We start from the raw sequence: 26,607 nt of genomic DNA on the forward strand, positions 1-26,607 counted from the left end.
AACCCTCTCCTCCTCGTGCTCGTCGATATCAGCGTCAAAAATCCTTCGGCAAGCTCCTGATCTGGGCGGCCGTGAACACCGGCCCGTCTTTGCAAACGTAGACGGGCCCGACATTGCAGCGCCCGCATTTGCCGATTCCACACTTCATGCGGTTTTCGAGCGTGGTATAGATGCGGTCGTCCGGGAACCCCAGTTTGGTGAGCACCGGGAGCGTAAACTTGATCATGATGGGCGGGCCGCAGATGACCGCGAAGTTGTCGGCGGCCGCAGGCGCAGCCTTTTCCAGTAGCACGGGAACGAGGGCGACTTCGCCCTTCCAGTCTGGCGTCTGGCCGCCTGGATCTACCGCTTCCCACAGCTTCAAGTCTGTCCGTTTGGACCACTCCTCCAGTTCTTGCTTGTAGACAAGATCGGCCACCGTGCGCGCCCCATAAACGATCGTCACATCCTTGAACTGGTCGCGAATATCCAGGACGTTCCAGATCAGGCTGCGCACTGGCGCGAGTCCGATACCGCCGGCGATAAACACGATCGAGTGCCCCTTCATCTGTTCGATCGGGAAAGAATTCCCATATGGGCCGCGAAAACCCACCGTGTCTGCCACACCCAGCCGGCGCAAGGCCCACGTCACCTTCCCGACAGCCTTGACGCTGCATTCGATGTACCCCTTGCGCGTGGGCGGTGAGGCGATGCAGAACGTGCTCTCTCCTTCGCCAAAGACGGAGTATTCGCCGAATTGCCCGGCGAAAAAGTCGAACCTCTCCGCGACCTTCGGATCATTGAAGGTCAACTTGTACGTGCGAATGTCGGGAGTCTCGTCCCTTATTTCCTGGATGCGCATCAGGCGTGGCTGATAGAGGTTCATCTGCTGCCCCCCTGGGACTCCGCCCTCGCAAGCTCAATCAGCTGGCCCACGACTTCGGGAAGGTTCATGCCGGCGGGGCAGCCGCGAGAACAGCGGCCACAGCCGGTGCACAAGAACGCGCCGAATCGGCGCGGGTAGATCGAGAACTTGTGCATGACTCGCTGGCGGAACCGTTCGACCTGCGAACTTCGGGGATTGTAGTTGGACGCGTGCAGCGTAAATTTCGTGGTTTGGCACGAGTCCCAGTTCCGGCGGCGTACGCCTCGATCGTAGTGCTCGTGCTCGTCAACGATGTCGAAGCAGTGGCAAGTTGGGCAGATCGAAGCGCAGGCGCCGCACCCGTGACATCGCAGCGCGATCGACTTCCAAACACCGTGGTCGAAATTCCTCGCCAGCCAATCGGGCAGAATATCCGGAGAAGCGGGCAGGTTCTTCCCTACTTTTTCACGTGCCGATCGCCCAAACTGCTCTGCCTTGTCGGTACTTGTAGCTTCGGCAAGCGAGGCGAGAGGGCCTCTGTTCAACAGCGCCTCACCTTTGGGCGTAACTGCCTGTGCCAGAAAACTTCCCTCGACGCGAACGAGCAGCACATCTGAACCCTTGATGGCATCGGGTCCCAGGCCAACCGCCGTGCAAAAACAAGACCCATCAACGCCTGTGCAAGCGAGACTGACAGTCGTGGTGGCTTCACGCCGCCCAAACCATAGCTCGTCGCGATAATCCCACCCCATGACCCGATCGAGGATTTCGATTCCGGCGGCGTCGCATGGCCGCACACCGAACAGCACCTGCAGCGGAAACGTGGTAGGCACTTCCTCGATCTCTACGCCGTCTTTCCGGATCTGATAGCGCAGAAGTACTTCGGATGGAGGGAGAAAGAATTCCTTGAGCGAGCGGCGTGGGAGCGGGCCGGTCAGATCGGCGTCCTCCAGCCGCTTGATCGGCAGATAATCGGAGTGCTCAGGAGTATCTTTGGCGCGAACCGGTGCGATCACGCGAATCCTGGCAGCCACCAGGCTTGCCACCAGCGCCGATAAATCCGATTGCGACAGAGTCTTGGCTTTCACTGGATGAACTCCTGTTCGTCATCGGGGGAGAAAACCCCCATGGGCGCAAGTACCGTCGGGTCATCGCAGCTTTTGTACCTAAAGCGTTGTTCCACTGCCTGGGCAACATACTTATTAAGAAGTCCCAACGGAATATCTGCGGGGCAGGCACGCTCACATTCCAGGCAGTCCACGCAGCGGCCCGCCTGGTGCAAGATCCGCATCATTTGCCAAGAACGATTGCTCTGCGATGTGGGCGAAGGCTCGATCCACTGAGGCCGGCTCCTGTCCGCCGTGCACCGCACGCAGAAGCACATGGGACATACTTCCCGGCAGGCATGGCACCGGATACAACGGTCCAGGTGGCCGCTCCAAAAGGCCCAGCGCTCGGCGGGCATCATTCTTGCCAGCTCTGCGAGCTTGTCCTCGCGCCGCCTGCTTTGTGGCGGAGGCGGCGGCAATAGCCCCAGGAGATAATCGAAAAGCTTCGGCTCGCGCACGTCGCAGCCGGAGCAACGGTCGGAGACGTTGTCGATGGTCAACGCAGCGCTTGGGCCGGGATCCCGCACCACGCCGCCGCACCGGACAGCGATGATCACCACGTTGTCCCGCTTGATCTGCGCCTCGCGAATCAATCCGGCAACGGCGCGCGCATCGCAACCCTTTACGACGACGGCAGCTTTACCGAGCTTTGCGATATGCGGACGCCGCGGATTCAGATAGGCGGCCAGGTTCTGCACGCAGCGCGTGTCGAAGATGAGTTTCTCCGCTTGCGCCGGTTCGGTGACGAAGATCGGGCGTACTCCTCGCGGTCCCTCTTCGTATCCAATTACAACTTTGACCGAGCCGTCGACGAGGAGCTTCTGAGCCAACTCACGCAACTCCGTCATGGTAAGTGCCCACCCTCCCGGTGGAACTACACTGCTCGGTATGGTGCGGTCCAAGCTGCCGGACACGTTCCGTGGTCTCGTTCACGACCTGCTGCCACTTTCCTCCCTCGGAGGCGGATACCCACGAGAAGGTCACCCGACGAGGGTCAACGCCCATAAATGCGAGGAGGTCATGCAGAATGGCGAGGCGCCGTCGCGCGTAGTAGTTGCCGGTACTGTAGTGGCAGTCTCCAGGGTGGCAACCACTCACGATGATCCCATCGGCGCCGCGCTCCAACGCCTTGATGATGAAGAGCGGATTCACGCGGCTGCTGCAAGGCAGACGGAGAACGCGTACGTTGGGCGCCATCTTCAGGCGGCTGGTGCCCGCGAGGTCGGCTCCCGTGTAAGTGCACCAATTGCACACAAAAGCGACAATCTTCGGCTCAAACCCGGGTCCGTGCGCGAAGTTCGCCGCCCAACTGGCAGTCGCTTCATCCAGGGCGAGCATCTCCGCTGCTGGGTCCTGAAACTGGACGAGCCCACCCTTGTTCTCTTCATCCACCGTACCCATACCGGAGCCCCTCTTTCCACGGCGCTGGCCGGCAACGCGAACTGCAAGCGCTGCGCCCACTGGCCGGTGCCGTGAACATCGGTTATGCTTGCCGGCGATTTACGTCGCCGATGAAGAAATTGAGTTCCACTCTCCTGGCTAATGCAGCCATTGCTGAAGATCGGTTTGTAGCCACTGCTCCGGGTTCAGGTCCTCCGGCGTCGATACGCAATTGATGCCGTAGGCCAGGTACCCATCGAACGGAGGAATGGCACACATGCGGTTGCAGGCACAACAATGCAACCAGGGCATTTCGTTAGGCTCTGAAATTGCGTGATAAGCATCTCGGACAATAGGCGATGAACGGGTTTCCAATACAGAAGACATCGGCGCCTCCGAGATTGAAGCACTGGGCTCGGGGCGAGCCCCGACGCAGATGTCCTTCGGCTGTTTGCGTAGCACCTACGCAGCCGAAACTACCGCTCGAAAATCCTCACAGGGGCCGAAATCGCATTACCCTCAATCGCAACCGCAACAAGGTTGCCGCCCGCGCAAACTCCTTGCTTGGGCCCTAGGCGCTGCCAATCCTGGTTCGCGTATCGGACGACCGCTGGGAGAGATCAGACTTTGTGCCGTCGAGATATAAGGGGCCTTCCGAAATACGACTAGCGAACTCGGACCAGACCCCGACCTCACACGAGATTGCGCCCCCGGCGCAATTCATGCTCTGGTCACCACCCTTTATGAAAAAAAAATGATTATTCTCGCCCGCGATCGTGGGAAGTGATCGGGTTTCTGTCAGTCGAGACATTGGGGAGCTCCAGACAACCGCACTCGGTACTGGTCCCCAAGCTCGCTTTTGCGGCGGAACCGCAATTCTCGCCTGGGGGCGCCCCCTGCCCTGTACTTCACTTTCATGCTACGTCCGTCCAACAAGCGAGTCAACGAGCCAAGTGCGCAATTAACCACCGTACGTTCCTTTTTGGGATCGGGAATTTACCGCCGAGATCCGCCACAGACCAGCAAGTGACCGCTGCCGTCAAGTATTGCTCGTCGTTTCTCGTCGATGTTTAAGTTCAACGGCTATTCGCCCGTGGCCATTGCGGCCGTCCCTGCCTCGCTCGCCGGTCCCGGTGTTTGACTTGCCGAAGCGGGCACCGTCGGCAGCAGCGCAGCGTGGATGGCTTCAAGCACCATCCTTATCGTTGCCGGGATCTCCGCCGCGCTACTGCACTGCTCCAGCAGCAGGGCTCCGTATCCGCCCGCATCTCCCTTTCGTGCAATGAGGACCTTTTCTGCCAGTTGCCGCACATGATCCTCGGCCATCCCAGCGACAATCTTTGGAAGCTTGCTCGGGTAGTCTGCGCGATCCTTCACATCCTTGAGGAAGCGCCTGAGTGTCGATATCGGAGTTTCGTTCACTAGCACCTTTTCGATCCCACTTTCAGGTGACTCCCAAGCTGCGAGATAACCTGAAAGCTGCTCCGTTGCCTCAGCTGACAGCGGAGTCTTAGGCTTGTCGTAGAAAGCAAAGGCCTGCTTCCCAAGGAGTTCAAAGATGGGACCGCACTTGGGGACGGAGCCATCGCCGCCTGCATTGAACACGGTACTGCCGGCGAGGTCGAAATAGGCATAAGAATTCGGTGTCAAGCCGGCTTCCATTACGGCCGAAGCAGCCGGGAAAACAGCTGCCTCTGTGGCTCCCTCGACAACCAAGACTGCGCGGCTCAGCGCAGCCTCCGCAAACACAAATAGGCTTGATGATTCTTTCCTCGGCCCTCGTGCGTCTGGACATCAACCGGGGTTTCGTCCGCCTGAATGTAAGTTCCGCTGATCAACTCTCGCCTCATCGCGGCGACCATAGGGATCAGCAACTCGCCGACTTTGAGGACCCAGCCGTCCAGCGTTGCTCGGCTGATTTCCAAGCCGATGTCTCTTTCCAGAATCATGCTCTGCCGATGCAGGGGCGTGTGATTGCAATATTTGCTGACGATCGTATCGATGACGAGGCGGTCACTCGCCAGGCATTTCTCGATGATCCGTGGCCGCAGTGGGGCCGAAACCACTCCAAGTTCCCCGCACGCGCGGCAAGCCCGTTTCTTTCGCTTCGTGACCAGAACGAAATACTTCGCCGGCTCCACATCCAACTGGGAACTCTCTTCGTAGCCGATCACCACAGTTTCTTTGCCGCAGCGTTTGCAAAGGCGCTGATCCGGCGTGCAAGGCAGAATCCGCCCTACGCGAGGAAGATTCGGAGGCAATTCCTGGCGGCCCGGATGCTTGCCGGATTTCTTGGTCGAGCGATGCACTGGCGCGTGCTCGCTCTCCGCCTGCTCGATCATTTCACTGACGACGGGCTCAAGTTCGAACAATTCCATTTGCGCTTGGGAGAGCTTTTCGCCACCCACTCCGTATTTCTCGATCCGCATCAGCCGCAGACGCTTTTCCAACACGCGAATCCTCAGCTCCGCGTATTGCAGCCGGCTCTTCAGTTGTGCGATGAGTTCCAGATCGGCTGGTGCTGAAGGAATGGGAGGCGCACACACAATGGGTAACTGATTTACCAGAGTCGATTCGAAACGTTCAAGCAACCAAGCAATCATGCGGCAGCATGTCCTTCGGGTGGAGCTTTCCGATACCACCGCTTGTGCTTGGTTTTGGCCAGATCAATCCCACCTAACAGTAGGGACAGCTCTTCGTGACTCAGGGCGACCTTGCCCTGGGCATCGCCGGTTTGCGGCCAGGTGAAACGCCCCTTTTCTAATCTCTTGGCACAGACCCAAAGTCCGCTTCCATCCCAGACGAGGACCTTCAACCGGTTGCGCTGGGCGTTGCAGAACAGGAAAAGGTGTCCGCTCAGAGGCTCGCACGACAATCGATCCCGGACCAGTCCGTACAGCCCTTCGAACCCCTTGCGCATGTCGGTGACCCCGGCGGCCAAATAGATCCGTGTGGCTGGACCCAGTCCAAACACGGCCTACACCCGCTCCAGCACACTCACCAGGCGCTCGAACGTATTTGAATCAAAATCAGGATGTACCTCGATCCGGCGCCCGCCCGGCAGCACCACGGCCAGCCCACAAGTCGCCGCGACGTGCGTGGGCGATACCTTTGCCGCCAACTCCACCTTCACCAACCGGCCAGACCGGCCGGTCGAAGAAGCTGCCCTACTTTTCCTCTTCCAGCGTTGCTTCTTCAGATGCCGATTCAGCGTGCCGAGGCTCAAACCCCGACTGCGGCAAAACGCACTGCGTAGCATGCCGCTGCTCACAAACTCCGCCACCAACCGCTGAACTTCCGCTCGCGTACGTCGCTTGGGCGCTACAGACTTCCTTTCTACGGTCATCGAGCTACTTCAACATAGACACGACTCCCCGACCAGGTGTGTTGGTCAAACGCTTACCATGAAGCTTAGATTTTCTATCGTGGTCCTTGTTTTATTCGTCAGCGCACTTACCTGGTCGCAAGCCAGCGGTGCCCCTCGCTGGGGGCGCACGGCTGAAAGATAGCAGTCGCGCGCCCGGTATGGTCTTGCGAGGCGCTAGGCGGCGCTCGCCACCGCACTGCCCGTCAGCTCCTTCTTGCGCGGCCGCTTCGCGATCAGCGGAAACACCAGCGATACCGCCATGACCACCGCGATCACGTAGATCGAAGCATCGAATCGGCCTGTAGCCTGATGCAGACGCGCGATCATGATAGGCGACGGGATGGCCGCTGCCCCCCAGGCCAGGAGAATGATCCCGTAGATTCCGCCCATGTATTTCGGCCCAAAGAAATCAGCGGTGAACGACGGCATGGTGCCGAATCCGCCGCCGTAACACAGCCCGATGACGGCAAACGCCAGGCTGAACAGAGTCAGATTGTGGATCTTCGGCAGGGAGAAGAAGATCACCACCTGGATCAGGTAGAGCAGGAAGTAGACCCGCGCCCGTCCCAGGTGGTCGGAGACCCAGGCCCAGAAGACCCGCCCCAGGCCATTGAAGATGGAGATCAGACCCACCATGCTGGCGGCCGCGATGGCCGTCATACCCACCATCTGCTGCGCCCTCGGCGAGGCCTGGCTGATGACCATGATTCCGGCCGAGACGTTCAGGAACAGCAACAGCCACAGTAGCCAGAACTGCCCGGTTCCGATGGCCTCCTTCACGGAGTAGCTATAAGTCGTGGCAGCCTTGGCGACGGCGGAGGTCGGCGTCCAGCCCGCGGGTTTCCAGCCGTCGGGCGGGTTAGCATAAAACTGCGCCGCCGCTACCACCATGACCAGGTACACGACGCCCAGGGCCCAGAAGGTATAGGGCACACTGTGGGCAATGATCAGCCGCGCGGCAATGGGGCTCATCACCAGCGCGCCCGCTCCGTAGCCGCAGACCGCGACCCCGGTCATCAGCCCGCGGCGCTCCGGAAACCATTTCACCAGAGTAGCCACCGGGCAGATGTATCCCATGCCCATGCCCAGTCCGGTCAACACACCATAGGCCAGGTACAGGCCGTTCATGTTGTGGTCAGCAGTGAACACGCCGGCCAGCATGTACCCGACGCCGTAAACCAGCCCTGCCACGGAAGCCACTAGGCGAGGGCCTTTGCGGTCCTGCCACAAGCCGCCAATGATGGTGCCGACCCCAAGGAAAAAGATGGCCAGCGTAAAGTTCAACTGCACTTGGGTTTCCGACCAATGCTCGGTGCGCATCAGCGGAATCTTGAACACGCTCCATCCGTAAACAGCACCCAGACAGATCTGCATGATCACAGCTGCGACTGCAATACCCCACCGATTGGGCAGTCGTTCCGAAGCCATAGTTGTCATCTCCTTTTTGCGGCCAAGGTACATCCGCGAATTTGAGGATCTCTCGTAAGACATCCGGTTCGCGCCGGTTCAACCGCCACCGGGGGAAGCCGGTTCGGCCGCCAAACAGCCTGCTCTGACCACTTCCACGGTGGCGTTGTAGTCCGGCACACCGCTGGGATCCAGGCGCCCCGCGGGAATAATCACGTTGATCTCCGGCCAATGAGCCTGCAGACAGCCGGGCTTGATTCGGTCGATCTTCACCCGGCCATGGAAGTCGCCCAGTTCGTTGCGCAGGGTGATGGCGTCGCCGTTCTTCAAACCTAGCCGGACAGCGTCGTCCGCCGACATAATGATGTCGTCGCGCCGCGCCCCCGTAATGGGGTCGGTCTGATTGAGCAGGATGCTGTTGAACTGTTTTCCACGGCGCGTCGACAGCAGAAAGTGTCCTTCCGGCACTCGTTCTTCGCGTAAAGCGACTGCGGTGAAGTGGCCTTTGCCGTCCGAGGTCAGGAACCTGTCCGCCAACAGGCGCCGCCCTCCGTACTGGAAGTTGTCGCCTTTCTTGCGCATCTTGGCGATGCCGCGGTAGGTGGGGCACACCCGGTCGATCTCCTCGCGGATTTCCTGCGTGTCCTGCCAAGGGAAGAATTTGGGCCCGCGGATGGGATCGAATTTTCTGGCCACGAGGACCGGGATTTCCCACTCGTCTTTGGCTTCGCCCGGACGCGGCCCGGGGATTTCCGGACTGTAGATAATGCGCCGCTCTGTGCTGGTTTCAGTTCCGCCGCCGCGTTGCTCGTAGCGGGTGCGCGAAGGCAGCATGACCACAGTGTCAGCGGGGTCCACCAGCATGGTGGGGTTCGCCACAATGTCCTGATGGATGCGCAGCTTGATTCGTCCCAGGGCGCGCTCGACAAGGTCAGGTTCGGGCAAGGTCTGCTTGAAGTTGCCGCCGGTTTGCCAGAGCGCGTCAATCTCGCCGCGCTCGGCGGCCAACACCATGTGTGCGGCGCTCAGTCCCTTCCAGGAGGGCGGCTCGAAACCCCACAACTCCGGCAGCGCAAATTTCTTCGCGTTCTCCGGGTTGGCGGTGAAGCCCATGATGTAAGCGCTGGGCATCCCGCCCATTTCTGCTCCGCCCTGGACCCCGCTGTGGCCGCGGACGGGCATGAGTCCGGTATGAGGCCGTCCAACATTACCCCGCGCCAGTTGCAGGTTGACGATGGCGCGCACGTTGTCGCTGCCAAAGGCGTGCTGCGTAATACCCATGCTCCAGGTGACGATGGCGTGACGTGCCTTGCCGAAGGCCTCGGCGAAGCGAAACATGTCGCCGCGGGACAGACCCGAGCCGGTCTCCAGCGCCTCCCAGGTAAGGCTCCGGGCCTTGGCGTCCGTCTGCTCCCAGCCGACCGTGCGGGTACGGATGAATTCCCGGTCCACCCAGTCGTTTTCGATCAGGTGCTTGAGCACGCCATAGAAGAAGGGGATGTCACCACCGGCGTGAATCTGGAAGAAATCGTCGACGATCTTGGTGCCGAACAGGGCGCTCTCGACAACCGAGGGTACCCAGTAGCGTTCCAGGCCTGGCTCGAAATAGGGATTGACCAGGAAAACCCTGGTCCCTGCCTTCTTGGCATAATGCAGGTACTTGGTGGCGACCGGTTGATTATTGGCGATATTCGTGCCGACCAGAACTACAAGGTCGGCTCCCACCCAATCGGAATACGAGCAGGTGGTCGCGGCACAACCTACCGTGGAACTCAAGCCGGCGGTCGAGGGCGCGTGACAGATGCGGGCGCTGGTGTCCACGTGGTTGGTGCCAAGAAAACGCGCCACCTTCTGGTGAGCGTAGTACGCCTCGTTGGTCAGTCCACGGGAAGTCATGTACCAGGCAAGGCGCCTGGGGTCGATGTCGCGGAGTTTCCCGGCGATGAGAGAGGTGGCCTCGTTCCATGACAATTGTTGAAATCCCTTGTCCCCTTTGCGCCGAACCATCGGCACCGCCAGCCGGCCCATGCGGCGCAGCTGTTTTTCGCTCTTGTCGCGCAAGGCACCGACATCTTCCAGCAGACGCCAGTTCATGGCGGGCATGGTGTTCAGGCGCAGCAACTGCAAGCGGACATTGCACAGGTGGATGCCTTTCATGGTCCAATCGTGCAGGCCGGTGGTGCCCAGGGAGCAGCCGTCGCAGCAACCGTCGCGTAAGATGCGCCAGGCGTAACCCAGATTGTCCCGGTTCTCTACGATGCATTCGAGAATGTCCTCATAGGCGTTGGGATGTTGCTGGTTCACGCCGTAAGGCACCAGGCTCGCCCACTGCTTCGGATTCCAGCCTTGGGACTTGTCCTCCGCCTGACCATCGGATCCGATCTGCATCAGGTCGGGGTTGATTTCCATCATGATCTCCTCGGGCTAACCCGCCCATTCCGCTGCGGCGGTGCGTCCGGCTTCCCGGTTGAAGTCGGCGGAGGCCTCCTCCGCAGTGTCAAAGGTCTGAAAGACCGTGGCCAGTTTGGTGATCTGGAGCACATCTTTGACCCGCCCGGTCAGGCCGGCGAGCTTGATGCTGCCTCCCCTGTTGCGCGCCGAGGTGTACAGGCTGACCAGTTCACCCACACCAGTACTGTCGATGTAATGGACATCCGCCAGGTTCAGCACGATCTGGCGGGACTCGTGCAGCAGGTCTTTCACTTGGTGGCGCAGGAAAGCAGTCTCCTCCCCAAAAACGATCCTGCCCTTGCAATCCACGATCACCGCGTCGCCGAAGGTCCGACAACTGGTTTCCAACTGCATGGCAACAACCTCTTCTATGGCGGTCGTCGAGCAAACTCCAGGCCCTTCACAAATACTGTGGAAGGCTTCCATCGGGAGCAGGCGGCTGTACCGCGTGCCGGTGCGCCTTACCGAGAGGATTCGGCTCCGTCCTCCGAGCAATGCCTGCCTTCGTCACCCTGCTGCCTGCGAACCTTCACGACGCTTATTTTTGGATCGGCCCAACCGGCAGTACTTCCTTTCCATAGGAATCGTTGATGACGATGGCCGCCATCAGGTACCAGGCCGTAAAGGCACAGAAGATTCCCTCCCAGCCAGCGACATGCGTGATGGTCCCGCTGCCCGTCCACACGGCGACATCCAGGAGGATGAACAGAATCAGCAGGGTGGTGAAGACCCAGATCAAGGCCTTGCTGTGTTTCAGGCTCGCCACCCAGAGAACAAAGGTGAAGATCGTCCAAGCGATCAGGGTCGTCACCAGCCAGCCTTTGACCTTGTCCGGCGCAACCCACTTGTTCATCTCCATGAGGACCATGCTGGCGAGCGAAATCCAGAATGCCCCATAGGAACCAAAGGCCGTCATGCCGAAGGTATTGCCGGTGCGGAACTCCAGGAATCCGGCGATGAGCTGGGCCAGGCCGCCGTAGAAGAGGCCCAGAGGCAAAGCGGCCCCGATATCGATGAGCCCTGCGTTGTGGACATTGAGCACAAACGTGGTGAGCGCGAAGCCCCCCAAGCCGAGTGGACCCGGGTTGGCCAGCTTCGGCAGGCTCGCGTAGATCTGCTCCCGTGCTGCCATCTTGCGTCTCCATTCTGTTGCCCGCGGGTCAGCGCGGCGACTTCCATCCAACTGGTTTTCGTGGCGCGCCGCCTGGATGGGCAGTTGGGCGGATTTTGAATGAAAGCTTTCACGAATATCAGTGAAAGCTTTCACAATTGCAGGAAAAGTATTTGCATCGTGCCCCCCAATGCTTACCATCGTATGACGATATATCTTCTAAATCCGTGAAAGCTTTCACGGAATGTCCGGCAGGCTTTTCTTAAGCTCTATGGAGAAGAAAAAGGAGCGTGGGATGGAAAAGCCAGCAAGAGAGCCGCTCTTCACCACCAAGGAGCTGTTGGCGTTCGGTTTGATGGCCATCGTGTACAGTGCGATCCTTTTCTCGCTGGACCCCGAATGGGTCGCCTGGGCCGCTCCCCTGGCTTTTGGAGGCGCCCTGTACGCTCAGGACCCGCCGCCCGCTTCTGTCCACCTTGGTTCGCCTCAGCAGGTCTTTCAGGCGGCGTACTTGTACAGCATCCTCAGCCTGCTTGCCATAGGAGTTGTCACTTTCCTCAGGCACCGGCAGTCCTTCCGTTCCCTTTCCTGGCTGGAGGTCAAGAACAAGAGCATGGCAAGGCTACGAAGCTCCTTGAGGTCGATCTCGTTGCCCATGACCGGCCCTTGACTTGCCAAGCGTGCTAGCATCCTTCTTCGCAACGCTGATCATCCCGGACATCGAGGAAAACGTGTGTGGCAGCAGTTCATCACAGCCCTGGATCTGTTTCGAGGGGTCTCGCGTCGGGAAGCCCAAAAGATCTCCAGCCTCTGCACGGAGAAATGGTTTCCGCAGGGAACCAGGATTTTCTCGGAAGGAGATCCCAGCGAATCCCTCCATATCCTCAAGAAAGGCGTGGTGAAGCTGATCTCTTTGTCCGACAAAGGGAGGGAAACGATTCTGCACATCCTCGAACCGGAAGAAGTTTTCGGGGAGCTTCTGCTCTCCGAAGCGAAACGACCGTTTACTGCCATCGCGATTGAAGACGCGCTGGTCACCAGCATCTCCCGAGAGTCGTTCCTGAAGCTCCTCTCAGTGGCCCCTGCCGTCTCCCTCAACTTCATTCGACTGATCTCGAAGCGATTGGCCCGCGTAGAAACGGGAATGGCAGAATTCAGTCATACTTGGTCCTACCATCGGTTGGCCAGAGTTCTTCTCCAGTTAAGCGAGAAGTACGGAGAGGAAGTCCCCACCGGCACCCTGATCACGGTGCGTTTAACCCATGAAGATCTGGCCAACCTGATTGGGACAAGCCGGGAGACGGTGACCACTCAACTCAACAAATTCGCTCGCATGGGCTTTGTGAAGCGCCGCGCCCGGCGCCTCATCGTCGCCAAGTCCCGCCTGGCGAACTTCATTCGCTCGGAAGAGCTCCGACTAAAGAATCCGCCGATTGCGTAGCAATACAGCCTTCCCTGCAGAGGTCGCGCCGGCGCCGCGGCGCGTCGCGTGCCTTGCGCCTGGAGGTGATAACGGAATTTCGCAGAGAGCGCAGCTAACGCATCGTTCTGATTTCGTGGTCGATCCGCTCGACGAAGAGGTAAAGACCGAAGCAGCAGGCAAAGATCAGCGCGGAAATGATGGTTGCAGGCAATGCCGCGCTGTGCCGGCCGGCTAGATAAGTATCCAGCGTGGCGCTCAGCAGCCAGATTTGCACCATCAGCAGGACGACGATCAGCGACATCGCGCCAGTGATTGCGTTCAGGCCGCGACTCATCGGCGGCAGCTTGACGGGATCATAGGCCATCTTCACGACTCCTTGATGCCTACGGCAACGAGTTCGTTGCCGCGAGTGTCTATCACGATCCGTGGCAGCGGACGCGTTGGCGGGCCGGCCAGCACGCGTCCGTCCTCGACCGCAAAGAAGCCGTTGTGGCAAGGGCATTCGAGCTTGTTGCTCTTCCGTGAATAGTAAACCGCGCAGCTCAGATGCGTGCACTTCTGGCTGTAGGCGACGTAGGTGTCCGGCGCCGTGCGAACCATGATGCAGTGGTCTTCAGGCGTCGGATAGGTAAACAGCTTGACCTCGTCGACAGCCAGTTCATCCCTCCGCGCGATGACTTGCGGGCCCGGCGCCGCGGGCGCGCGGGTGAACCACGACTTGACTAGGATCCACACCTGACCGACCAACATCGCCAGGCTCGTCAGCACCAGAAATTTGGTGAATTGCCGGCGCGCGATGTAGCGCTCATCGGCCGTGTGGATGCTGAACTCGTCCTTCCACAGGGGCTGGCTGGCATCCGGTGGGCTCATGCGCTCTCCTTTCCTTCCCAGATGTAGTCGGCCACATCCAGGCTGACGGAATCGAACTTGGCCGGGACCATCATTGCGACCTTTGTCTTAATCGTCTGGTTGCCGAGCTGGAACATGTTGGTCGGTTTGGCGGGCCGCTTGGCCGCGTCTTCCGGCGTGATGTAGGCGAGCGCCTGACTGGGGCAGACGGTCGCGCACATGGGACGCTTACCCATCGAGGTGCGGTCGTAGCACATGTCGCACTTCATCATCTGCTGTTCGGCGTCCATCATCTTGGGGATCCCAAATGGGCACGCCAGGACGCAGTTGTTGCAGGCAATGCAGCGTGGCTTCAGCGAGGAGTGCACGATGCCGTCCTCGCCTTTCTTGATGGCGTCGGCGGGGCAGACCTGCGCGCATGTAGGCTCGTCGCAGTGCCAGCAGACATACGCGGCGGTGCTGATACTGCTGGGCCGGTCGATGAAGTCGAACTGGATCATCGACTTTCCGCGGTGCGTCTCGCATTCCTCGCAGGCTTGCAGGCAGGAACGGCAGCCGATGCAGCGCGACGGATCGACATAGAACTCGTAGCCGAACACTAGCCAGCCCCCGTGCCATTGCTATGAGCTTCGCGATCGTCGGGACCCGGATCGCGTATCGCTACCTTGCGAATGCGGCAGGCGGACACCTTGAACTCGGGGATCTTGCTGCGCGGGTCGAGCGTGCGGTGCGTCAGCCGGTTGGCGCTGCGTACGCCCGGCCAGTGGTATGGAATGAAGACGGTGTCGGGCCGGATGGTTCGCACCACCATCGCTGGCACGGTGATCTCGTCGCGGCGGGTCGTAACCGTCACATAATCGCCATCCTTGATGCCGCACCGCTCGGCCAGCCGCGGGTGGATCTCGACACGTGGTTCGGGGTACTGCTCCACCAATGCGCCGATGCGCCGGGTCTGTGTGCCGCTCAGATACTGGCTCACGACCCGCCCGGTGGTCAGATAGATCGGATAGTCCTGATCCACGGGATCGCCGCTCGGCCGCCAGGTCGTGATCTGGAAATGGGCCTTGCCGTCGCTGGTGTGGAACTTCTTGTCTTCGAACAGACGCGGCGTTCCGGGATGATCCAGCGTGGGGCAGGGCCAGAACACGCCTTTTTGCGCATCCACTTTTTCGTACGTGATACCGTAATAATCGGCCACGCCGCCCTTCGACGCGATGCGCAGCTCTTCCAGGATCTCGCGCGGTGTGCGGAACGGAAACTTGTCACCGCGTCCAAGGCGGTGGGCCAGGTCCACAATGATTTCGGAATCGCGTCGCGCCTGTCCCGGAGGCGTGACGCTGGGGACCCAGTGGATGACACGGCCCTCCGCGCTACAGCCCAGCCCTTCTTCCTCCTCTTGCAGGCTGCCCGGCAACACCACGTCCGCGTAGCCCGCGGTTTCGCTCATGAAGAAATCGATGATGCCGAAGAATTCCAGCTTGGTTAGCGCTTCGCGCGTGAAATTGGAATCCGGCAGCGAGACCAGCGGATTGAAGCACAGCGAGAACAGCGCCTTGATCGTGCCGTCGTGGATGGCGTTCATGATTTCCTGCGCGGATAAGCCCGGCTGCGGCAGCTCGCTCTCCGCAATGCCCCACACTTCTGCGATGTATTGGCGCGCGGCGGGATCGGTGAGGGAACGCTGACCGGGAAGCTGGTCGCACTTCTGCCCGTGCTCGCGGCCGCCCTGCCCGTTGCCCTGGCCGGTGATCATGGTCGGCCCGCAGCCTTCGCGGCCGATCTTGCCCAGCGCAAGCATGAGGTTGATTACGCCGAGGCAGTTCTCGACGCCCTTCGAATGGTGCTCCAGCCCGCGCGCATGCAGGGCGATGGCGCGGTCGCACTTCGCCATCCAGTGAGCCGCTTTCTCGATGGCGTCGGGCGGGACACCACTCATTTCGGCCGCGGTGCCCGGGTCGTACGCCTGCACCGACGTCACCACGTCATTCCAACCGGTCGTGTACTCCTCGATGAAGTCGCGGTCTTCCAGCTTGTCGCGCACGATAACGTGCAGCATTCCGAGCAGCAGCGCCAGGTCGGTACCGGGCCGCACCGGCAAGTAGAGGTCGGCATTGCGGGTGATCGGGGTCATGCGCGGGTCGGCGACGATGAGCCGCCCGCCGTTGTCGCGGCAGCGCCAGATGTAATCGGTGGTGATCGGCGCGCAGTCGCCGATGTTGGCGCCGATGACGAACAGCACATTCGCCCTGGGTATGTCATCCCATGGGATGGTGCTGCGGTCCACGCCAAACGCCAGCTTGTACGCGGTCCCGGCCGAGACCATGCACAACCTGCCGTTGTAATCGATATGTCGTGTTCCGACCGCGAGCCGCGCGAACTTGCCGAGCAGGTACGACTTCTCGGTCGAGAGCGATGCTCCGCCGTAGACGGCGACCGCGTCCTTGCCATGCTGAGCTTGGATGTCACGGATGCGTTTGACCGTGAAGGCGAGCGCCTCGTCCCAAGTCGCGGGATGGAATCCCTGGTCGGTTCTCATCAGCGGCTGTAACAGCCGGTCGGGATGCGACGACTGCATGTAACGCTTTACGCCCTTCGGGCAAAGCATCCCTTTGTTGAACGGAAAATCTTCCCAGGGCTCGAAACCGATGATCGTGTTCTCGCGGACCTTGAGCTGGATGCCGCACTGCTGCCCGCAGAAGCAGCAGTGTGTCTTCACCAGCTTGTCCGCGGGATGGGTGGATTCGTCACGCCAGCCGCCCGGCGGAGTAAAGTTCAAATGCGGGCCGAACTGCTTAATGAGGACGTCGGGCGAGAGAGGCGGTTTAGCCACGAGCTTCCTCCTGGAGCCGTATTTGCGCCGACGAGAGCGCCTTCCGTTTGCAGGCCGGGCACAGCTCCTGCCAATTGCCGGCCGGGCCCTCAATCGTGTAATCGAAGCCGAGCTGGGGAAGCACCTGCTTGAGATCGTCGATATGCATGCGCGACGCGAAACGCTCACCGCAGCGGGCGCACTTCGCGCCTTCCCCTTGTTCACCCGCCTGCTGGTACAGTTTCACGCCGAGCTGCGCAGGCCGCTGGAAGATATGGAAGAACTTGCCGAACGGCAGGTAGAGCAGGCCGGCGATCACGGTGATGGCGTGCAGGATCGCGAGGAAACTGTAGGAGGCTCCGCCCAGCCAGATCTGCGAGACCGTCAGCGCCAGCCCGGTAACGGAGATTGCAAACAGCAGGATGAGAGGAAAAAAATCCATCATCACCGTCTGCACGGCTTGGGCACCTTCGTCGCGAAGTCGCCGCCAGAGCGAGAGCGCGATGCCCGCCAGCACCAGCAACGCCGCAATGTCGAGGCCGTGGTACATGATTTCCGCGGCGGCCGAGTGCACCGGCAGGCGTCCAACGTCGAAGCCGAAGACGTGAACGACGTAGGTCATCTGGTCGTTAAGCGGCGTGGTGAAGTGGATCCAGCCGAACACCAGCGGGAAGGTGATAAGGACCGCAAGCATGCATCCCCAGAAGATGAACTGGTGCATGCACCAGCGCAGCCGCGATCGCCTCTGAATGAACGCTTGCGCCAGGATGTGCGTTCCCGCGGTGCCGAGCACGCGCGCCAGGCTGCGTATCGGCCCCTCTTTCCAGAACAGTTGCCAGCCGCGCCGCCAGTAAATTTTGGTCGGGGGCTTCTGGATCCAGACGTGGTAGTGGTAGGTCACGCCCCAGGCCGCAAAGATCACGGCGAAGGTGTACACAACCAGCGCTGGATCGAAGTTAGCCAGGTTACGTGAGCCGACCACGATGGCAGCCACCAGCAGCGCAGTCCAGGTGGTAGCCCACGCGCCGGCACGGATGGAATCGGTCGTACGGCGCAGGTCTGCGGGAAGCACCGCCTCCAGCGACTCCTGCCTCGGCACGAAGACGATTCGGTTGATCCACCACATCAGCAGCGCGGTGGTTGAGAGCAGGACGAACCCCGGCCAGATCGCGCCGACGCGATCGCGGAACACGCCGAGCAGCAGCGGCGGAAAGAATCCGCCCATGCCGCCCATCGCTCCCACCAGGCCGGTGACGGTGGCGCGCTCGGTCGGGAAGTAACGCGGCACCAGTTGGAAAACGGCGCCGTTGCCCATACCCAGCAGGGCGGCGCATCCTAAAGCGCCGACGGTGAAGGGCACAATGGACTTCCATCCCAGTAGAAGAGCGAACAGGGCAATGGCGAAAAATACGCCGCTCAGCACGCGTGCGCCGCCGATCTTGTCGGAGAGCCAGCCGCCGATCGGGCGCATCAGTGTCGCCAGCACGACGAAGCCCGCTGTGCGAAAGCCGGCGTCGGCCGGCTTGAGACCGTAATCGTCCTTGAGCAGAGTCGGCAGATAGATGGAAAACGCGACGAACCCGCCGAAGGTCAGGAAGTAGAACGCCGCCAGCGCCCAGGAGAGCCGTTCGCGGGCAAGTACGCGCAGCATGTCCCCGACAGATTTCGGGTGAACGGTGACCGGTGCGTTACGCGCGAATATAAAGAAGATGATTGCCCAGACCGCACAGAGAGTCGCCATCCCGCGATACACACTGGCGAAACCGAATCTAAGAGCGACAACCGGGCCGAGAAATACCGCCGCCGACTGCCCTATGTTTCCCAGCCCGTACACGCCCAGCGCGCTGCCCTGGCGCTCCATCGTGTACCAGCGCGAGACGTAACCCACGCCGATCGCGAACGACGATCCCGCCATCCCCAGGAAGAACGCCACTGCCAGGAGTTGGTGCAGTCCGCTCGCTTTCGGTACCGCTAGCAGTGGGAGAACCACGAAGGCAATCAGCAGAGCGAACGTAATCCGGCCGCCGAAGCGGTCGGTGAGCATGCCCATGGGAATGCGCGCTAGGGATCCCAACAGCACCGGTACCGCCACCAGCAGCGCCGTCTGCGAGGCGGTCAGGTGCAATTGCTGCCGGAACATCGGCGCGAAGGCGGCGATCAGTCCCCACGCCGCGAAGCAGATCGCGAACGAGATGGTGCCCAGGGCGAGATGCCGCGCGCCCGATGCTTGCGTGGTCATACGAGCTTCAGGGGGTGTTTCCAGCGCAGCCAAACCATGATTGTATCCGAGACTCCAGAGCTCTAGTCACCCTCACCATTATATCGCTAGACGATGTAATCAGCCGCAAACCACCGGCGGCTTGGGCGAACCAAGCTCCTTCGGAGATTCACCGCAAACTAACGTCACTGCCGTGACAACGTGAGCGGGTAAGTAACTGAAACTGGGGGCATGAGTGCTGTTCCAAAACCATCGCCAGCAGGCCCTTTGACGGTAACGGCGGGCCATCGAAAAATGCGTGCCATCGCTCGATGCTGCTTGCGCCTGCCGGAATCGAATTTGATCGTCCAATCCGCGCTACAGAGCACTCCACTCGCCCCCCTCCAAGAACCGGTCAGCTTCGGACGGTCCCCACGTTCCTGCGGCATAATTCGGAAATTGCGCGGAAGAACCGCTTTCCCAGGCCCGCAGGATGGGGGTGACCAACGACCATGCCGCTTCCACCGCGTCGCTGCGCGCGAACAAGGTTGGATCCCCCAACCTGCAGTCCAACAGCAAGCGTTCGTAGGCCGGCGCCGCCGCAACGCCGAATAAGGTCGCGTAGCGGAAGTCCATGCTAACGGGGCACACGTGCACTGCCGGGCCGGGCACCTTGGCGCCAAATTTCAGCGATATGCCTTCGTCCGGTTGGATGCGCACTACCAAGAGGTTGGGCTCGATTCCATCGGGAGAGCAGCGTTCAAACAATCGCAGCGGCGCCTGCTTGAACTGGATCGCGATCTCCGTGGTCCGCTTCGGCATGCGCTTTCCCGCCCGCAAATAGAACGGCACTCCGGCCCAACGCCAGTTGTCCAGGTAGACCTTCATGGCGACAAAAGTTTCGGTCTGCGATTCCGGGCCCACGCCTGGTTCAGAGCGATATCCAGCCACCTCGTGTCCGTCCACCCAGCCAGGGCCGTAGTGACCGCGTACCACGAACTTTTCGACTTCGTTCTGGGCAATGGCTGCCGAGTTGCAGAGCGCCGGCATCAGCTTGCGCCGCGTGAGATCGCCGGAAGCACCGAAGATGACGGTGACGCACGGCTCCGGCGTGCACTCCACTCGCATTTCTTCCTCGATAGGATTCACAACGGGCGCGACCATGACGCTGTTTTGCTGCTTATTTCTCCCCCCGGCAGCTACCGTTTTCATCGTGCGGTCGCCGGCCTGGTGACACGCGTCCACAGCGCGTACGCCATCGGCGCCGCCCCCAACGGCAGCCCGGGATGTCCCGAATGTGCCTGCTCCACCGCATCCACGCCCAGGAACCGAAGCCTATTGATGCACAGCTCATCCAGTGCCTGGGTAGAGCCTGCCGCTTGCCATGGCTTAGTAACCGGAAAATTCCTCAGTGCGGATGTCATCTTGGGTGGTCAGCCGTATTCTTGTCCGCCGCAGCACAGGGAATGTCACGCTTTTCGCGTTTGACCAAGGTCAGGAGCTGAGTGAACAGTAGTTGTAAGAGCAAACACATGGTTGACACATTGAATCCGCAGCCAGCGTGACTTCGCCACTTGATCAGCAAATTCTCAGGCGGCAAGTCTTCGTTCCTTCGTCTAGGGCGGATTACTGCCGGTTATCTCGTCATACGACCAAGTGCTCCGATCCGTCCGCACCGGCCAAGACGCGACGCTACCTATTGACCGGGTCTGAGCACACCTACTACGTCCGGCATTGGTCTCGCCCAATAAGGACAGTCCGGGCAGGACTGCTATGGTTTGAACCCGTGCCGCAAGTGGAGGATAATGCGCGGGAAAGGCGCGTGCTTCTTGGTGTCGCGCCAGAAAAGTAAGAACAATCGGACGTGAGCCATGAATCAGGCAGCCTCGTCGAAGCCCGCCAAAGCCTCGCTGGAGGCTTTGATTGAAAACTATGACATCGGAGTTGAATCATTCCATCCTGGTGGACCAGGCCTGACGCTGGAGCTTGCCGAGCGCTGCCGTGTGCACAGGGGCAGCAACGTGATGGACGTCGCCTCGGGAGCCGGGGCGACAGCTTGCCTCATCGCGAAACAATTTGGCTGTTCCGTCATCGGAATCGATTCATCGGAGCACATGCTGGAACGTGCCCGCAAAAAGGCCTCTGAATGCGGGCTGGCCATCGAGTTCCGGCTGGGCGATGCCCATGCGTTGCCTGCCAATGACGGGAGCTTTGACGCGGTAATCTGCGAATGTACGATGTGCGCGCTCAACAAACAGAGCGCATTGAAGGAGATGTATCGTGTGCTAAAGCCGGGAGGATATGCGGGGATCCACGATCTTTGCTGGAAGGAAGGTGCTTCCGCGCGCCTGAGGGCCGCGCTTGTCGAACTGGAGAATGAGCGCCCCGAAACGCTGGCGGGCTGGAAGCAGTGTTTTGAACAGGCGGGCTTTCGCGACGTGGTCGTCGATGACCGTTCTGCTCTGCTTCTGCCGAGTCTGGAACAAGTCCGCAGCCAGGTGAGCTTCTTGCAGCGTCTGAAATTGTCCTGGGCTGTGGTTCGCCGGTGGGGCGTCAGAGGACTGCTTCGAGTGCTGCGTTCCGTGAGGATCTGTCGCAGCCCATTCCTCGGATATGGGATCATCGTCGGGAGCAAGTAGCGACCCAGGGAGTTTCCATCACGTATTCAAAAAGGTCTTGCACGGGCGGCGCGCATCCTCACAGCGCAGCAACAGCCGGGAGAGATGGGGAGCAACGCCACGAAGGACGACTTTGCCTTTGTCTTCGGCTGGCTCTTCAAGCTCTTTGTCGGATGGGCCCGCCCGTAAGTGGCCGCTACTAGGAACCACTAGGAAAGCGAAGTGGTGGCGCAAAGGTAGGTTCAGAGTGGCCCGTCATTCAAGGGGAAGGTTGACTTACGCCGCAATTCACCACAACATACCCTCCGGTCCGGATCGATTCGCTCCGCTCTCAGAGCCCTTCTGAACCGCGGGTACCGCAGGTACGGCAATTGCTCGCGCGGATCCCTACAGCTCGCTATCTTTCCAAAAGATACGCCTTCAGGAGCCCTTCCGCTACGACGCCAGTGCCAGTGCGAGACTCGGCCCACGCCCACGTTGCGGCCCTCGTGTACCAAAACGGAACGGTATTGTCGCATTCGCACTGCCAGGCTGCGACACGTTTCCGAAATCATGCCAAGCTTAGGCATACACGAACGGGTGTTGCGCGCCTTGTTGAAGGCCTGTTCCGCCTCGGTGGAGGGAGTAATCGTGAGGGTGCTGCTCATATCGAGCAATGACGTAAACGTCGCTTTGGAAACGCCCTTGCCGTTGGGCTTGGCATGCGTTGCCGCCGCGACGGAGCAGGCTGGGCATGAGGTACGGTTATTGGCGCTGGCGTCCAGGGCGACTTGGGAAGCAGCGATCGAGAATGCGATCTCGCCACAGCAGCCCGAGGTCATAGGCATCTCGGTCAGAAACATTGACGACCAGAACATGCAGTGCGCGCACTTCTTGCTCGCGCCTTTCAAGGAATTGGTGGCGCTTTGTCTGAGGGTTTCGCGCGCTGCCGTCGTCTTGGGTGGCGCCGGCTACAGCATCTTTCCTGAAAGTGCTTTGGCATTCTTAGGCGCTGACATCGGAATTCAGGGCGAGGGCGAGATCGCTTTCCCTGCCCTTCTGTCATGGCTGAAGATAGGCCATCGAACAGCGGCTCCTCCCGGGGTATATCTACCGAATCGTGCGGCCACAGCACGCAGCTATGTTGAAGATTTGGACGCCCTGCCTTTGCCGGAGCCTCACCTGTGGTTGACCTCCACCCATACGAGCACGCGAGTTCCCGTGCAGAGCCGGCGCGGCTGCCCGCTGGATTGTATCTATTGCTCCACCAGTGCCATTGAAGGGAAACCGCTGCGAAAGAGATCACCGGAATTCGTGGTCGCTTGGATAGCGGCGATGTGCGCACGAGGATTTCGGAATTTCCATTTTGTGGATAACACTTTCAATCTCCCGCCGTCCTATGCCAAAAGCCTTTGTCGACAGTTGATCGAGTCAGGACTGGACCTCGATTGGTGGGCCATTATTTACCCGAGGTGGGTCGACCTCGAATTAGTGCAGTTGATGGCCAAGGCAGGTTGCACGCAAGTGAGCCTGGGATTCGAAAGCGGCTCGGAATCAATCTTGCGAAAGCTGAACAAGCGCTTCAATCGTATTGAAGTCCAAACCATCTCCGAGATGCTTGCCGACGTGGGCATCAACAGGATCGGTTTTCTGTTGCTGGGTGGTCCAGGTGAGACAAAAGCTACCGTCGAGGAGAGCCTGGCATTTGCCGAGTCGCTGCATCTTGATTCCCTGAAGATTACGGTGGGAATGCGAATCTACCCGAACACGCCGCTGGCATCCGTCGCGGTTGCGGAGGGGATTGTGAGACGGGATGATGACCTGCTTCTGCCCCGGTTCTATTTGGGTGCCTCGCTGCGCGATTGGCTGCCGGAGCGGATAGTTCAGTTCGCCGCATCATAAGCCGCCACTCGAATCGCGAAGTGGCCACGCACAAGGTGATCGCGCAGTACTCAACCAAGTCACCATCATTGAATCGCGCATCTTCCGCTCATCGAGTCACGCAGATGTGCAGAGACTTGAGAAAGTTGATGTCTTCGCGGTTGAACCTGGACTCGATGGCGCCGCCGGTCCGAGCCGGCAAGGTGACCGGCTCTCGCTCGCGCTTCTTGACTGCGATGGTGGCGTTAAGGACCAGGAACACGTCGTAACCGCCGCGCTTGATCTCAGCGATCACCTCGGCAATCTGTTCCGATTCGCCGAGCGAGGCATTGATGGCCGTGCCGAGCTCCTCGACGAGCTGTTTTAGTTTGTCGTTCACAAGTCCCTCCTTCCCGGCCTGCTTGCGACTCGAAGCCGGTGTGCTCCAAAGGTTGGTGAGCTTGAGCGAAGAATGACGGAATGACGCGAACGCGCGCATTTGGACTGCTGGACTGTTGCTGGACTCTGCGCTGCAAATGAGGGATTTCAGTGCAAATGAAGATGGGCTAACGCTAACAAAAAACGTGTAAGTCAGTGAGAACGAACAGGGCAGGTCGCTTTAGCAAACCGCCGCCTTCCACGAGGAGATCAAATCGCGCTCGTTCCTAAATTGTGCGTGCTATTTGCGTACTACTAACGAGATTAAGAGTGCTTCTTAGGGACTTGCGTGCCATCTGCCGCTCTGTATGTTGTTGAAACTACGTTTCTTTGCGGATTCGGTTCCTTCCGCGCTCACCACCTTATCCCCTGGCAAGCTCAGTGTTTTCGCGCACTTGAGGCCTTTTCTTGCTTTTTGCCCCATCGCCTAACCAGAAGTAACGCTCAGTAGCCTAGGGTCCCGCAAAATCCCCGAAGTTTTCTCGGCGGGGTCCCGAAGTCCTGAGTACCTCACTGCATCGTGCCAACCGCCCTGGAATCCAGTGTCGGCGCAACTACGACAACGCGCTCCGGCTGCTTGCGGGCCAACTGCTTGCGACGGGCCCCACGGCGGTCGCGTTGCTCGCTTTGCATTTTCTTCTGGAACGCGTCCGCCATCGCCCGCGGCGTCGGATGAATTGGCAGAGAACGCTGAGGCGTTTCGGAAAGTGCCGTAACAAAGCTGCTCGAATTGCATTTGTACTTGCAGCGGCGGTGGGCTTCCCTGCGCGCGCTGGCGGACACGCTGTAGGAACGCGGCTTGCGATTCATTCCCAAGGGCAAGGCTGGCGACAGAGTTTTTTGCGTGTGTAAACCGCCAGCTCAGGAAATCGTCTATATGAGTGACGGCATGGAACAAGCAACGGTAATCGCCGCAGCCGGAGCGGCGCGTGGCATAGGCACGCGCGCCTCGTCGGAGTTGGAGGATTTCGATGCACTGGTTCGCAATGAGCAGCAGCGAGTGTATCGCTTGTTGTTAGTCATGCTCCATGACGAGGAGGCTGCCGACACCCTCACGCAAGATTGCTTCATGAAAGTTTTCGAAAATCACGGGCGGTTTCGGGGCGAGTGCAGCGTGCGAACATGGGTGATGCGGATCGCCATGAATCTGGCCAGGGACTACAGCCGGAACCGGCGTTCGCAGTTCTGGCGCAGGCTTTTTGCGTGGAATGCGGAGCCGGAAGCAATGGGAGAGGTAGCCGACCCGGGGGCATCGCCGGAGCGCACGCTTGCGGCACGCGAGCAACTGGCTTCTGTGTGGTCGGATGTGGAGAGCTTGTCGGGCCAGCAGCGCGCTGTGTTCACCCTGCGATTCGTGGACGACATGAGCATTGAACAGATTACCGAGGCGACTGGCTTGCGCCCAGGGACGGTGAAGAGCCACTTGTCCCGCGCCCTCGCGGCCATCCGCCGGAGAACGAAGGAGCGCCAGCAGCCATGACTGCTCACTTGAACGATGAACAACTCGCGCAGTGGATGCTTGGTGATCATGATTCCGAAGCAGCACACCATTTAACTCACTGCGATGCCTGTCGCGCCTCAATCGAGGAGCTTGATCGTTCCATCAGCGATTATCGCGACACGATCGTTTCCGAAACTGATCGCGGCCAGATCTTCTGGACTAAGCAGGCGCTGGCGATCCAGGACCGCTTACGAGCGCGTCGTTATGGGCCGGCGTTGCGCTGGGCCTATGCCGCAACCATGATACTGGTGCTCTGCGGGGCGTTCCTGGTGACGCAAGTCCTGCGTCCGCAACAGCAAGCCGTAACCAGCAATTCGGCGGATGATGTTCTTTTGCAGCAAGTCGAGAATGACGCGGCGCGCGAGTACCCGATTGCGCTTGCGCCGGCGGCGCTTCTCGCCGAGGAACGGGACAGCGCGCTTGCCACAGGTGGCACATTTTCTAGTAACAACGCAACTCATAAGGAGCAGGACCAATGAAACATATATTCGTCGTTTTGATGGTTGTTGTTGTCGCCCTCGCAGGAATGGCGGTTGCGCAAATGGGCTCCGGACCGTGCGCCGGGCAGGGACCAGGGGCCGGAGCGCGCATGGGAGGCCCGATGCGGGGCCAGGGGATGGGTCCCAGCGGGCCGGGCATGGGCCGGGGGATGGGTCCGCGGCCGGGCATGGGCCGCGGGCCGATGGGCAAGTGGTGGACGAATTCCGCTCTGGTGCAGAAACTTGGGCTCAACGACACACAGGTGCAGAAGATCGAAAAGATCTTCCAAGACCATCGCATGCAATTGATAGACTTGCACGCCTCCGTTGCCAAGCAGGAAGCTACCCTGGAGCCACTTGTGGAAGCGGAGCATCCCAATGAGGCCCAGGTGACGGCGCAGATCGATAAGATCGCGCAGGCACGGGCCAATCTGGAAAAGTCGAATGCACAGATGCTGCTGGCGATCCGGCAAGTGCTTACCGTGGATCAGTGGAAGCAGTTGCGGAGTCAACGGGGCATGGGCCGCATGGATGGGCCACGCGGCTTTGGTCCGCCCGCAGGGGAATAGGAATCAGGGATTGCACACGGTTTAGGCGGATCTGATCCGGGAGGGCGGTTCAGTCGGCACTTGCGAATGTCTTCGAACACTACTGTCCAAATTAGCTGAGACCACGGTTCAGCGTCATTGAAAACGGGAGACATAATCTTCCTCTCCCGCCTTCGCCCAAAGCAGGTTGGCCCCGCGAAACCTCGATTCTCCCGTTGGATGCTGTCTCGATTGCGC

27 protein-coding genes and 1 pseudogene are annotated in these 26,607 nt (G+C 60.1%); 7 read left to right on the top strand and 21 right to left on the bottom strand.

Annotation, left to right across the window (positions count from 1 at the left end):
• Positions 1-34 precede the first annotated feature (34 nt).
• The 13 genes from LAN64_13290 to LAN64_13350 all read right to left on the bottom strand — a co-directional run bounded on the left by LAN64_13290 (position 35) and on the right by LAN64_13350 (position 11,690).
• Positions 35-865, bottom strand: a complete 831-nt coding sequence (locus LAN64_13290; protein MBZ5568810.1) for an FAD/NAD(P)-binding protein — start codon at positions 863-865, stop codon at positions 35-37.
• Positions 862-1,932, bottom strand: a complete 1,071-nt coding sequence (locus tag LAN64_13295) for a 4Fe-4S dicluster domain-containing protein (GenBank protein MBZ5568811.1) — start codon at positions 1,930-1,932, stop codon at positions 862-864. Before LAN64_13295 ends, LAN64_13290 begins: the two co-directional genes overlap by 4 nt.
• Positions 1,929-2,801, bottom strand: coding sequence for a (Fe-S)-binding protein (locus tag LAN64_13300; GenBank protein ID MBZ5568812.1), 873 nt, complete (start codon positions 2,799-2,801; stop codon positions 1,929-1,931). Before LAN64_13300 ends, LAN64_13295 begins: the two co-directional genes overlap by 4 nt.
• Positions 2,785-3,291: a hydrogenase iron-sulfur subunit gene (locus tag LAN64_13305; protein MBZ5568813.1), complete on the bottom strand. Its 507-nt coding sequence runs from the start codon at positions 3,289-3,291 to the stop codon at positions 2,785-2,787. Before LAN64_13305 ends, LAN64_13300 begins: the two co-directional genes overlap by 17 nt.
• Before the next feature lie 201 nt (positions 3,292-3,492).
• Complete coding sequence (locus tag LAN64_13310) at positions 3,493-3,720, bottom strand: hypothetical protein (GenBank protein ID MBZ5568814.1); 228 nt, start codon at positions 3,718-3,720, stop codon at positions 3,493-3,495.
• A 696-nt stretch (positions 3,721-4,416) separates the two neighbouring features.
• Positions 4,417-5,082, bottom strand: coding sequence for a hypothetical protein (locus LAN64_13315; GenBank protein MBZ5568815.1), 666 nt, complete (start codon positions 5,080-5,082; stop codon positions 4,417-4,419).
• The gene (locus tag LAN64_13320; protein MBZ5568816.1) at positions 5,061-5,975 is read right to left on the bottom strand and encodes a transposase; all 915 of its coding nucleotides are present in this window, start codon (positions 5,973-5,975) and stop codon (positions 5,061-5,063) included. The genes LAN64_13315 and LAN64_13320 overlap by 22 nt, the downstream gene beginning before the upstream one ends.
• The gene (gene tnpB, locus LAN64_13325) at positions 5,933-6,253 is read right to left on the bottom strand and encodes an IS66 family insertion sequence element accessory protein TnpB (GenBank protein ID MBZ5568817.1); all 321 of its coding nucleotides are present in this window, start codon (positions 6,251-6,253) and stop codon (positions 5,933-5,935) included. The genes LAN64_13320 and tnpB overlap by 43 nt, the downstream gene beginning before the upstream one ends.
• Positions 6,254-6,310: 57 nt before the next feature.
• Entirely contained in the window at positions 6,311-6,454 is a 144-nt protein-coding gene (locus LAN64_13330) for a hypothetical protein (protein ID MBZ5568818.1), read from the bottom strand.
• Positions 6,455-6,874: 420 nt separating this feature from the next.
• Entirely contained in the window at positions 6,875-8,128 is a 1,254-nt protein-coding gene (locus LAN64_13335) for an OFA family MFS transporter (GenBank protein MBZ5568819.1), read from the bottom strand.
• 78 nt (positions 8,129-8,206) lie between these two features.
• The gene (locus LAN64_13340) at positions 8,207-10,495 is read right to left on the bottom strand and encodes an FdhF/YdeP family oxidoreductase (protein ID MBZ5568820.1); all 2,289 of its coding nucleotides are present in this window, start codon (positions 10,493-10,495) and stop codon (positions 8,207-8,209) included.
• A 36-nt stretch (positions 10,496-10,531) separates the two neighbouring features.
• Entirely contained in the window at positions 10,532-10,912 is a 381-nt protein-coding gene (locus LAN64_13345; protein ID MBZ5568821.1) for an STAS domain-containing protein, read from the bottom strand.
• Positions 10,913-11,096: 184 nt separating this feature from the next.
• Positions 11,097-11,690: an acetate uptake transporter gene (locus tag LAN64_13350; GenBank protein ID MBZ5568822.1), complete on the bottom strand. Its 594-nt coding sequence runs from the start codon at positions 11,688-11,690 to the stop codon at positions 11,097-11,099.
• Between the two features lie 223 nt (positions 11,691-11,913).
• Here LAN64_13350 and LAN64_13355 point away from each other — a divergent pair, with 223 nt between their 5' ends.
• The gene (locus LAN64_13355; GenBank protein ID MBZ5568823.1) at positions 11,914-12,339 is read left to right on the top strand and encodes a hypothetical protein; all 426 of its coding nucleotides are present in this window, start codon (positions 11,914-11,916) and stop codon (positions 12,337-12,339) included.
• Between the two features lie 63 nt (positions 12,340-12,402).
• Complete coding sequence (locus LAN64_13360) at positions 12,403-13,110, top strand: Crp/Fnr family transcriptional regulator (GenBank protein ID MBZ5568824.1); 708 nt, start codon at positions 12,403-12,405, stop codon at positions 13,108-13,110.
• A 94-nt stretch (positions 13,111-13,204) separates the two neighbouring features.
• Here the strand turns inward: LAN64_13360 and LAN64_13365 are convergent, their stop codons facing one another.
• The 7 genes and pseudogenes from LAN64_13365 to LAN64_13395 all read right to left on the bottom strand — a co-directional run bounded on the left by LAN64_13365 (position 13,205) and on the right by LAN64_13395 (position 20,371).
• The gene (locus LAN64_13365; GenBank protein MBZ5568825.1) at positions 13,205-13,456 is read right to left on the bottom strand and encodes a hypothetical protein; all 252 of its coding nucleotides are present in this window, start codon (positions 13,454-13,456) and stop codon (positions 13,205-13,207) included.
• Between the two features lie 2 nt (positions 13,457-13,458).
• On the bottom strand, positions 13,459-13,962 hold the full coding sequence (locus LAN64_13370; GenBank protein ID MBZ5568826.1) for a Rieske (2Fe-2S) protein: 504 nt from the start codon (positions 13,960-13,962) through the stop codon (positions 13,459-13,461).
• The gene (locus LAN64_13375) at positions 13,959-14,540 is read right to left on the bottom strand and encodes a 4Fe-4S binding protein (GenBank protein MBZ5568827.1); all 582 of its coding nucleotides are present in this window, start codon (positions 14,538-14,540) and stop codon (positions 13,959-13,961) included. Before LAN64_13375 ends, LAN64_13370 begins: the two co-directional genes overlap by 4 nt.
• Positions 14,540-16,771: a molybdopterin oxidoreductase family protein gene (locus LAN64_13380; GenBank protein ID MBZ5568828.1), complete on the bottom strand. Its 2,232-nt coding sequence runs from the start codon at positions 16,769-16,771 to the stop codon at positions 14,540-14,542. The genes LAN64_13375 and LAN64_13380 overlap by 1 nt, the downstream gene beginning before the upstream one ends.
• Positions 16,764-18,989: an MFS transporter gene (locus LAN64_13385; GenBank protein MBZ5568829.1), complete on the bottom strand. Its 2,226-nt coding sequence runs from the start codon at positions 18,987-18,989 to the stop codon at positions 16,764-16,766. The genes LAN64_13380 and LAN64_13385 overlap by 8 nt, the downstream gene beginning before the upstream one ends.
• Positions 18,990-19,325: 336 nt before the next feature.
• On the bottom strand, positions 19,326-20,159 hold the full coding sequence (locus tag LAN64_13390; GenBank protein MBZ5568830.1) for a hypothetical protein: 834 nt from the start codon (positions 20,157-20,159) through the stop codon (positions 19,326-19,328).
• 14 nt (positions 20,160-20,173) lie between these two features.
• Positions 20,174-20,371 (bottom strand): annotated as a pseudogene (locus LAN64_13395) (hypothetical protein).
• A gap of 447 nt (positions 20,372-20,818) precedes the next feature.
• Here LAN64_13395 and LAN64_13400 point away from each other — a divergent pair.
• Both LAN64_13400 and LAN64_13405 read left to right on the top strand, forming a co-directional pair.
• Positions 20,819-21,586, top strand: a complete 768-nt coding sequence (locus LAN64_13400) for a class I SAM-dependent methyltransferase (GenBank protein MBZ5568831.1) — start codon at positions 20,819-20,821, stop codon at positions 21,584-21,586.
• Positions 21,587-22,195: 609 nt separating this feature from the next.
• Positions 22,196-23,446, top strand: coding sequence for a radical SAM protein (locus LAN64_13405; GenBank protein ID MBZ5568832.1), 1,251 nt, complete (start codon positions 22,196-22,198; stop codon positions 23,444-23,446).
• 88 nt (positions 23,447-23,534) lie between these two features.
• Here LAN64_13405 and LAN64_13410 read toward each other — a convergent pair whose 3' ends face one another.
• The gene (locus LAN64_13410) at positions 23,535-23,804 is read right to left on the bottom strand and encodes a hypothetical protein (protein MBZ5568833.1); all 270 of its coding nucleotides are present in this window, start codon (positions 23,802-23,804) and stop codon (positions 23,535-23,537) included.
• 915 nt (positions 23,805-24,719) lie between these two features.
• On the opposite strand from LAN64_13410, the gene LAN64_13415 reads away from it, so the two are divergent.
• The 3 genes from LAN64_13415 to LAN64_13425 are packed head-to-tail and all read left to right on the top strand — an operon-like array spanning position 24,720 to position 26,391.
• On the top strand, positions 24,720-25,322 hold the full coding sequence (locus LAN64_13415; protein MBZ5568834.1) for a sigma-70 family RNA polymerase sigma factor: 603 nt from the start codon (positions 24,720-24,722) through the stop codon (positions 25,320-25,322).
• On the top strand, positions 25,319-25,822 hold the full coding sequence (locus LAN64_13420; protein MBZ5568835.1) for a hypothetical protein: 504 nt from the start codon (positions 25,319-25,321) through the stop codon (positions 25,820-25,822). The genes LAN64_13415 and LAN64_13420 overlap by 4 nt, the downstream gene beginning before the upstream one ends.
• Positions 25,819-26,391, top strand: coding sequence for a Spy/CpxP family protein refolding chaperone (locus tag LAN64_13425; protein MBZ5568836.1), 573 nt, complete (start codon positions 25,819-25,821; stop codon positions 26,389-26,391). The genes LAN64_13420 and LAN64_13425 overlap by 4 nt, the downstream gene beginning before the upstream one ends.
• Positions 26,392-26,607 lie beyond the last annotated feature (216 nt).

It is taken from the genome of Terriglobia bacterium, from assembly GCA_020073185.1.
Taxonomy (GTDB): Bacteria; Acidobacteriota; Terriglobia; order Terriglobales; family Acidobacteriaceae; genus JAIQGF01.

Coding starts and splice junctions, on each gene's coding strand:
- LAN64_13290 (MBZ5568810.1), bottom strand. CDS start 865: ATGAACCTCTATCAGCCACGCCTGATGCGCATCCAGGAAATAAGGGAC.
- LAN64_13300 (MBZ5568812.1), bottom strand. CDS start 2,801: ATGACGGAGTTGCGTGAGTTGGCTCAGAAGCTCCTCGTCGACGGCTCG.
- LAN64_13305 (MBZ5568813.1), bottom strand. CDS start 3,291: ATGCTCGCCCTGGATGAAGCGACTGCCAGTTGGGCGGCGAACTTCGCG.
- LAN64_13310 (MBZ5568814.1), bottom strand. CDS start 3,720: ATGTCTTCTGTATTGGAAACCCGTTCATCGCCTATTGTCCGAGATGCT.
- tnpB (MBZ5568817.1), bottom strand. CDS start 6,253: ATGCGCAAGGGGTTCGAAGGGCTGTACGGACTGGTCCGGGATCGATTG.
- LAN64_13335 (MBZ5568819.1), bottom strand. CDS start 8,128: ATGGCTTCGGAACGACTGCCCAATCGGTGGGGTATTGCAGTCGCAGCT.
- LAN64_13340 (MBZ5568820.1), bottom strand. CDS start 10,495: ATGCAGATCGGATCCGATGGTCAGGCGGAGGACAAGTCCCAAGGCTGG.
- LAN64_13345 (MBZ5568821.1), bottom strand. CDS start 10,912: ATGCAGTTGGAAACCAGTTGTCGGACCTTCGGCGACGCGGTGATCGTG.
- LAN64_13350 (MBZ5568822.1), bottom strand. CDS start 11,690: ATGGCAGCACGGGAGCAGATCTACGCGAGCCTGCCGAAGCTGGCCAAC.
- LAN64_13355 (MBZ5568823.1), top strand. CDS start 11,914: ATGTCCGGCAGGCTTTTCTTAAGCTCTATGGAGAAGAAAAAGGAGCGT.
- LAN64_13365 (MBZ5568825.1), bottom strand. CDS start 13,456: ATGGCCTATGATCCCGTCAAGCTGCCGCCGATGAGTCGCGGCCTGAAC.
- LAN64_13370 (MBZ5568826.1), bottom strand. CDS start 13,962: ATGAGCCCACCGGATGCCAGCCAGCCCCTGTGGAAGGACGAGTTCAGC.
- LAN64_13385 (MBZ5568829.1), bottom strand. CDS start 18,989: ATGACCACGCAAGCATCGGGCGCGCGGCATCTCGCCCTGGGCACCATC.
- LAN64_13390 (MBZ5568830.1), bottom strand. CDS start 20,159: ATGAAAACGGTAGCTGCCGGGGGGAGAAATAAGCAGCAAAACAGCGTC.
- LAN64_13400 (MBZ5568831.1), top strand. CDS start 20,819: ATGAATCAGGCAGCCTCGTCGAAGCCCGCCAAAGCCTCGCTGGAGGCT.
- LAN64_13415 (MBZ5568834.1), top strand. CDS start 24,720: ATGAGTGACGGCATGGAACAAGCAACGGTAATCGCCGCAGCCGGAGCG.
- LAN64_13420 (MBZ5568835.1), top strand. CDS start 25,319: ATGACTGCTCACTTGAACGATGAACAACTCGCGCAGTGGATGCTTGGT.
- LAN64_13425 (MBZ5568836.1), top strand. CDS start 25,819: ATGAAACATATATTCGTCGTTTTGATGGTTGTTGTTGTCGCCCTCGCA.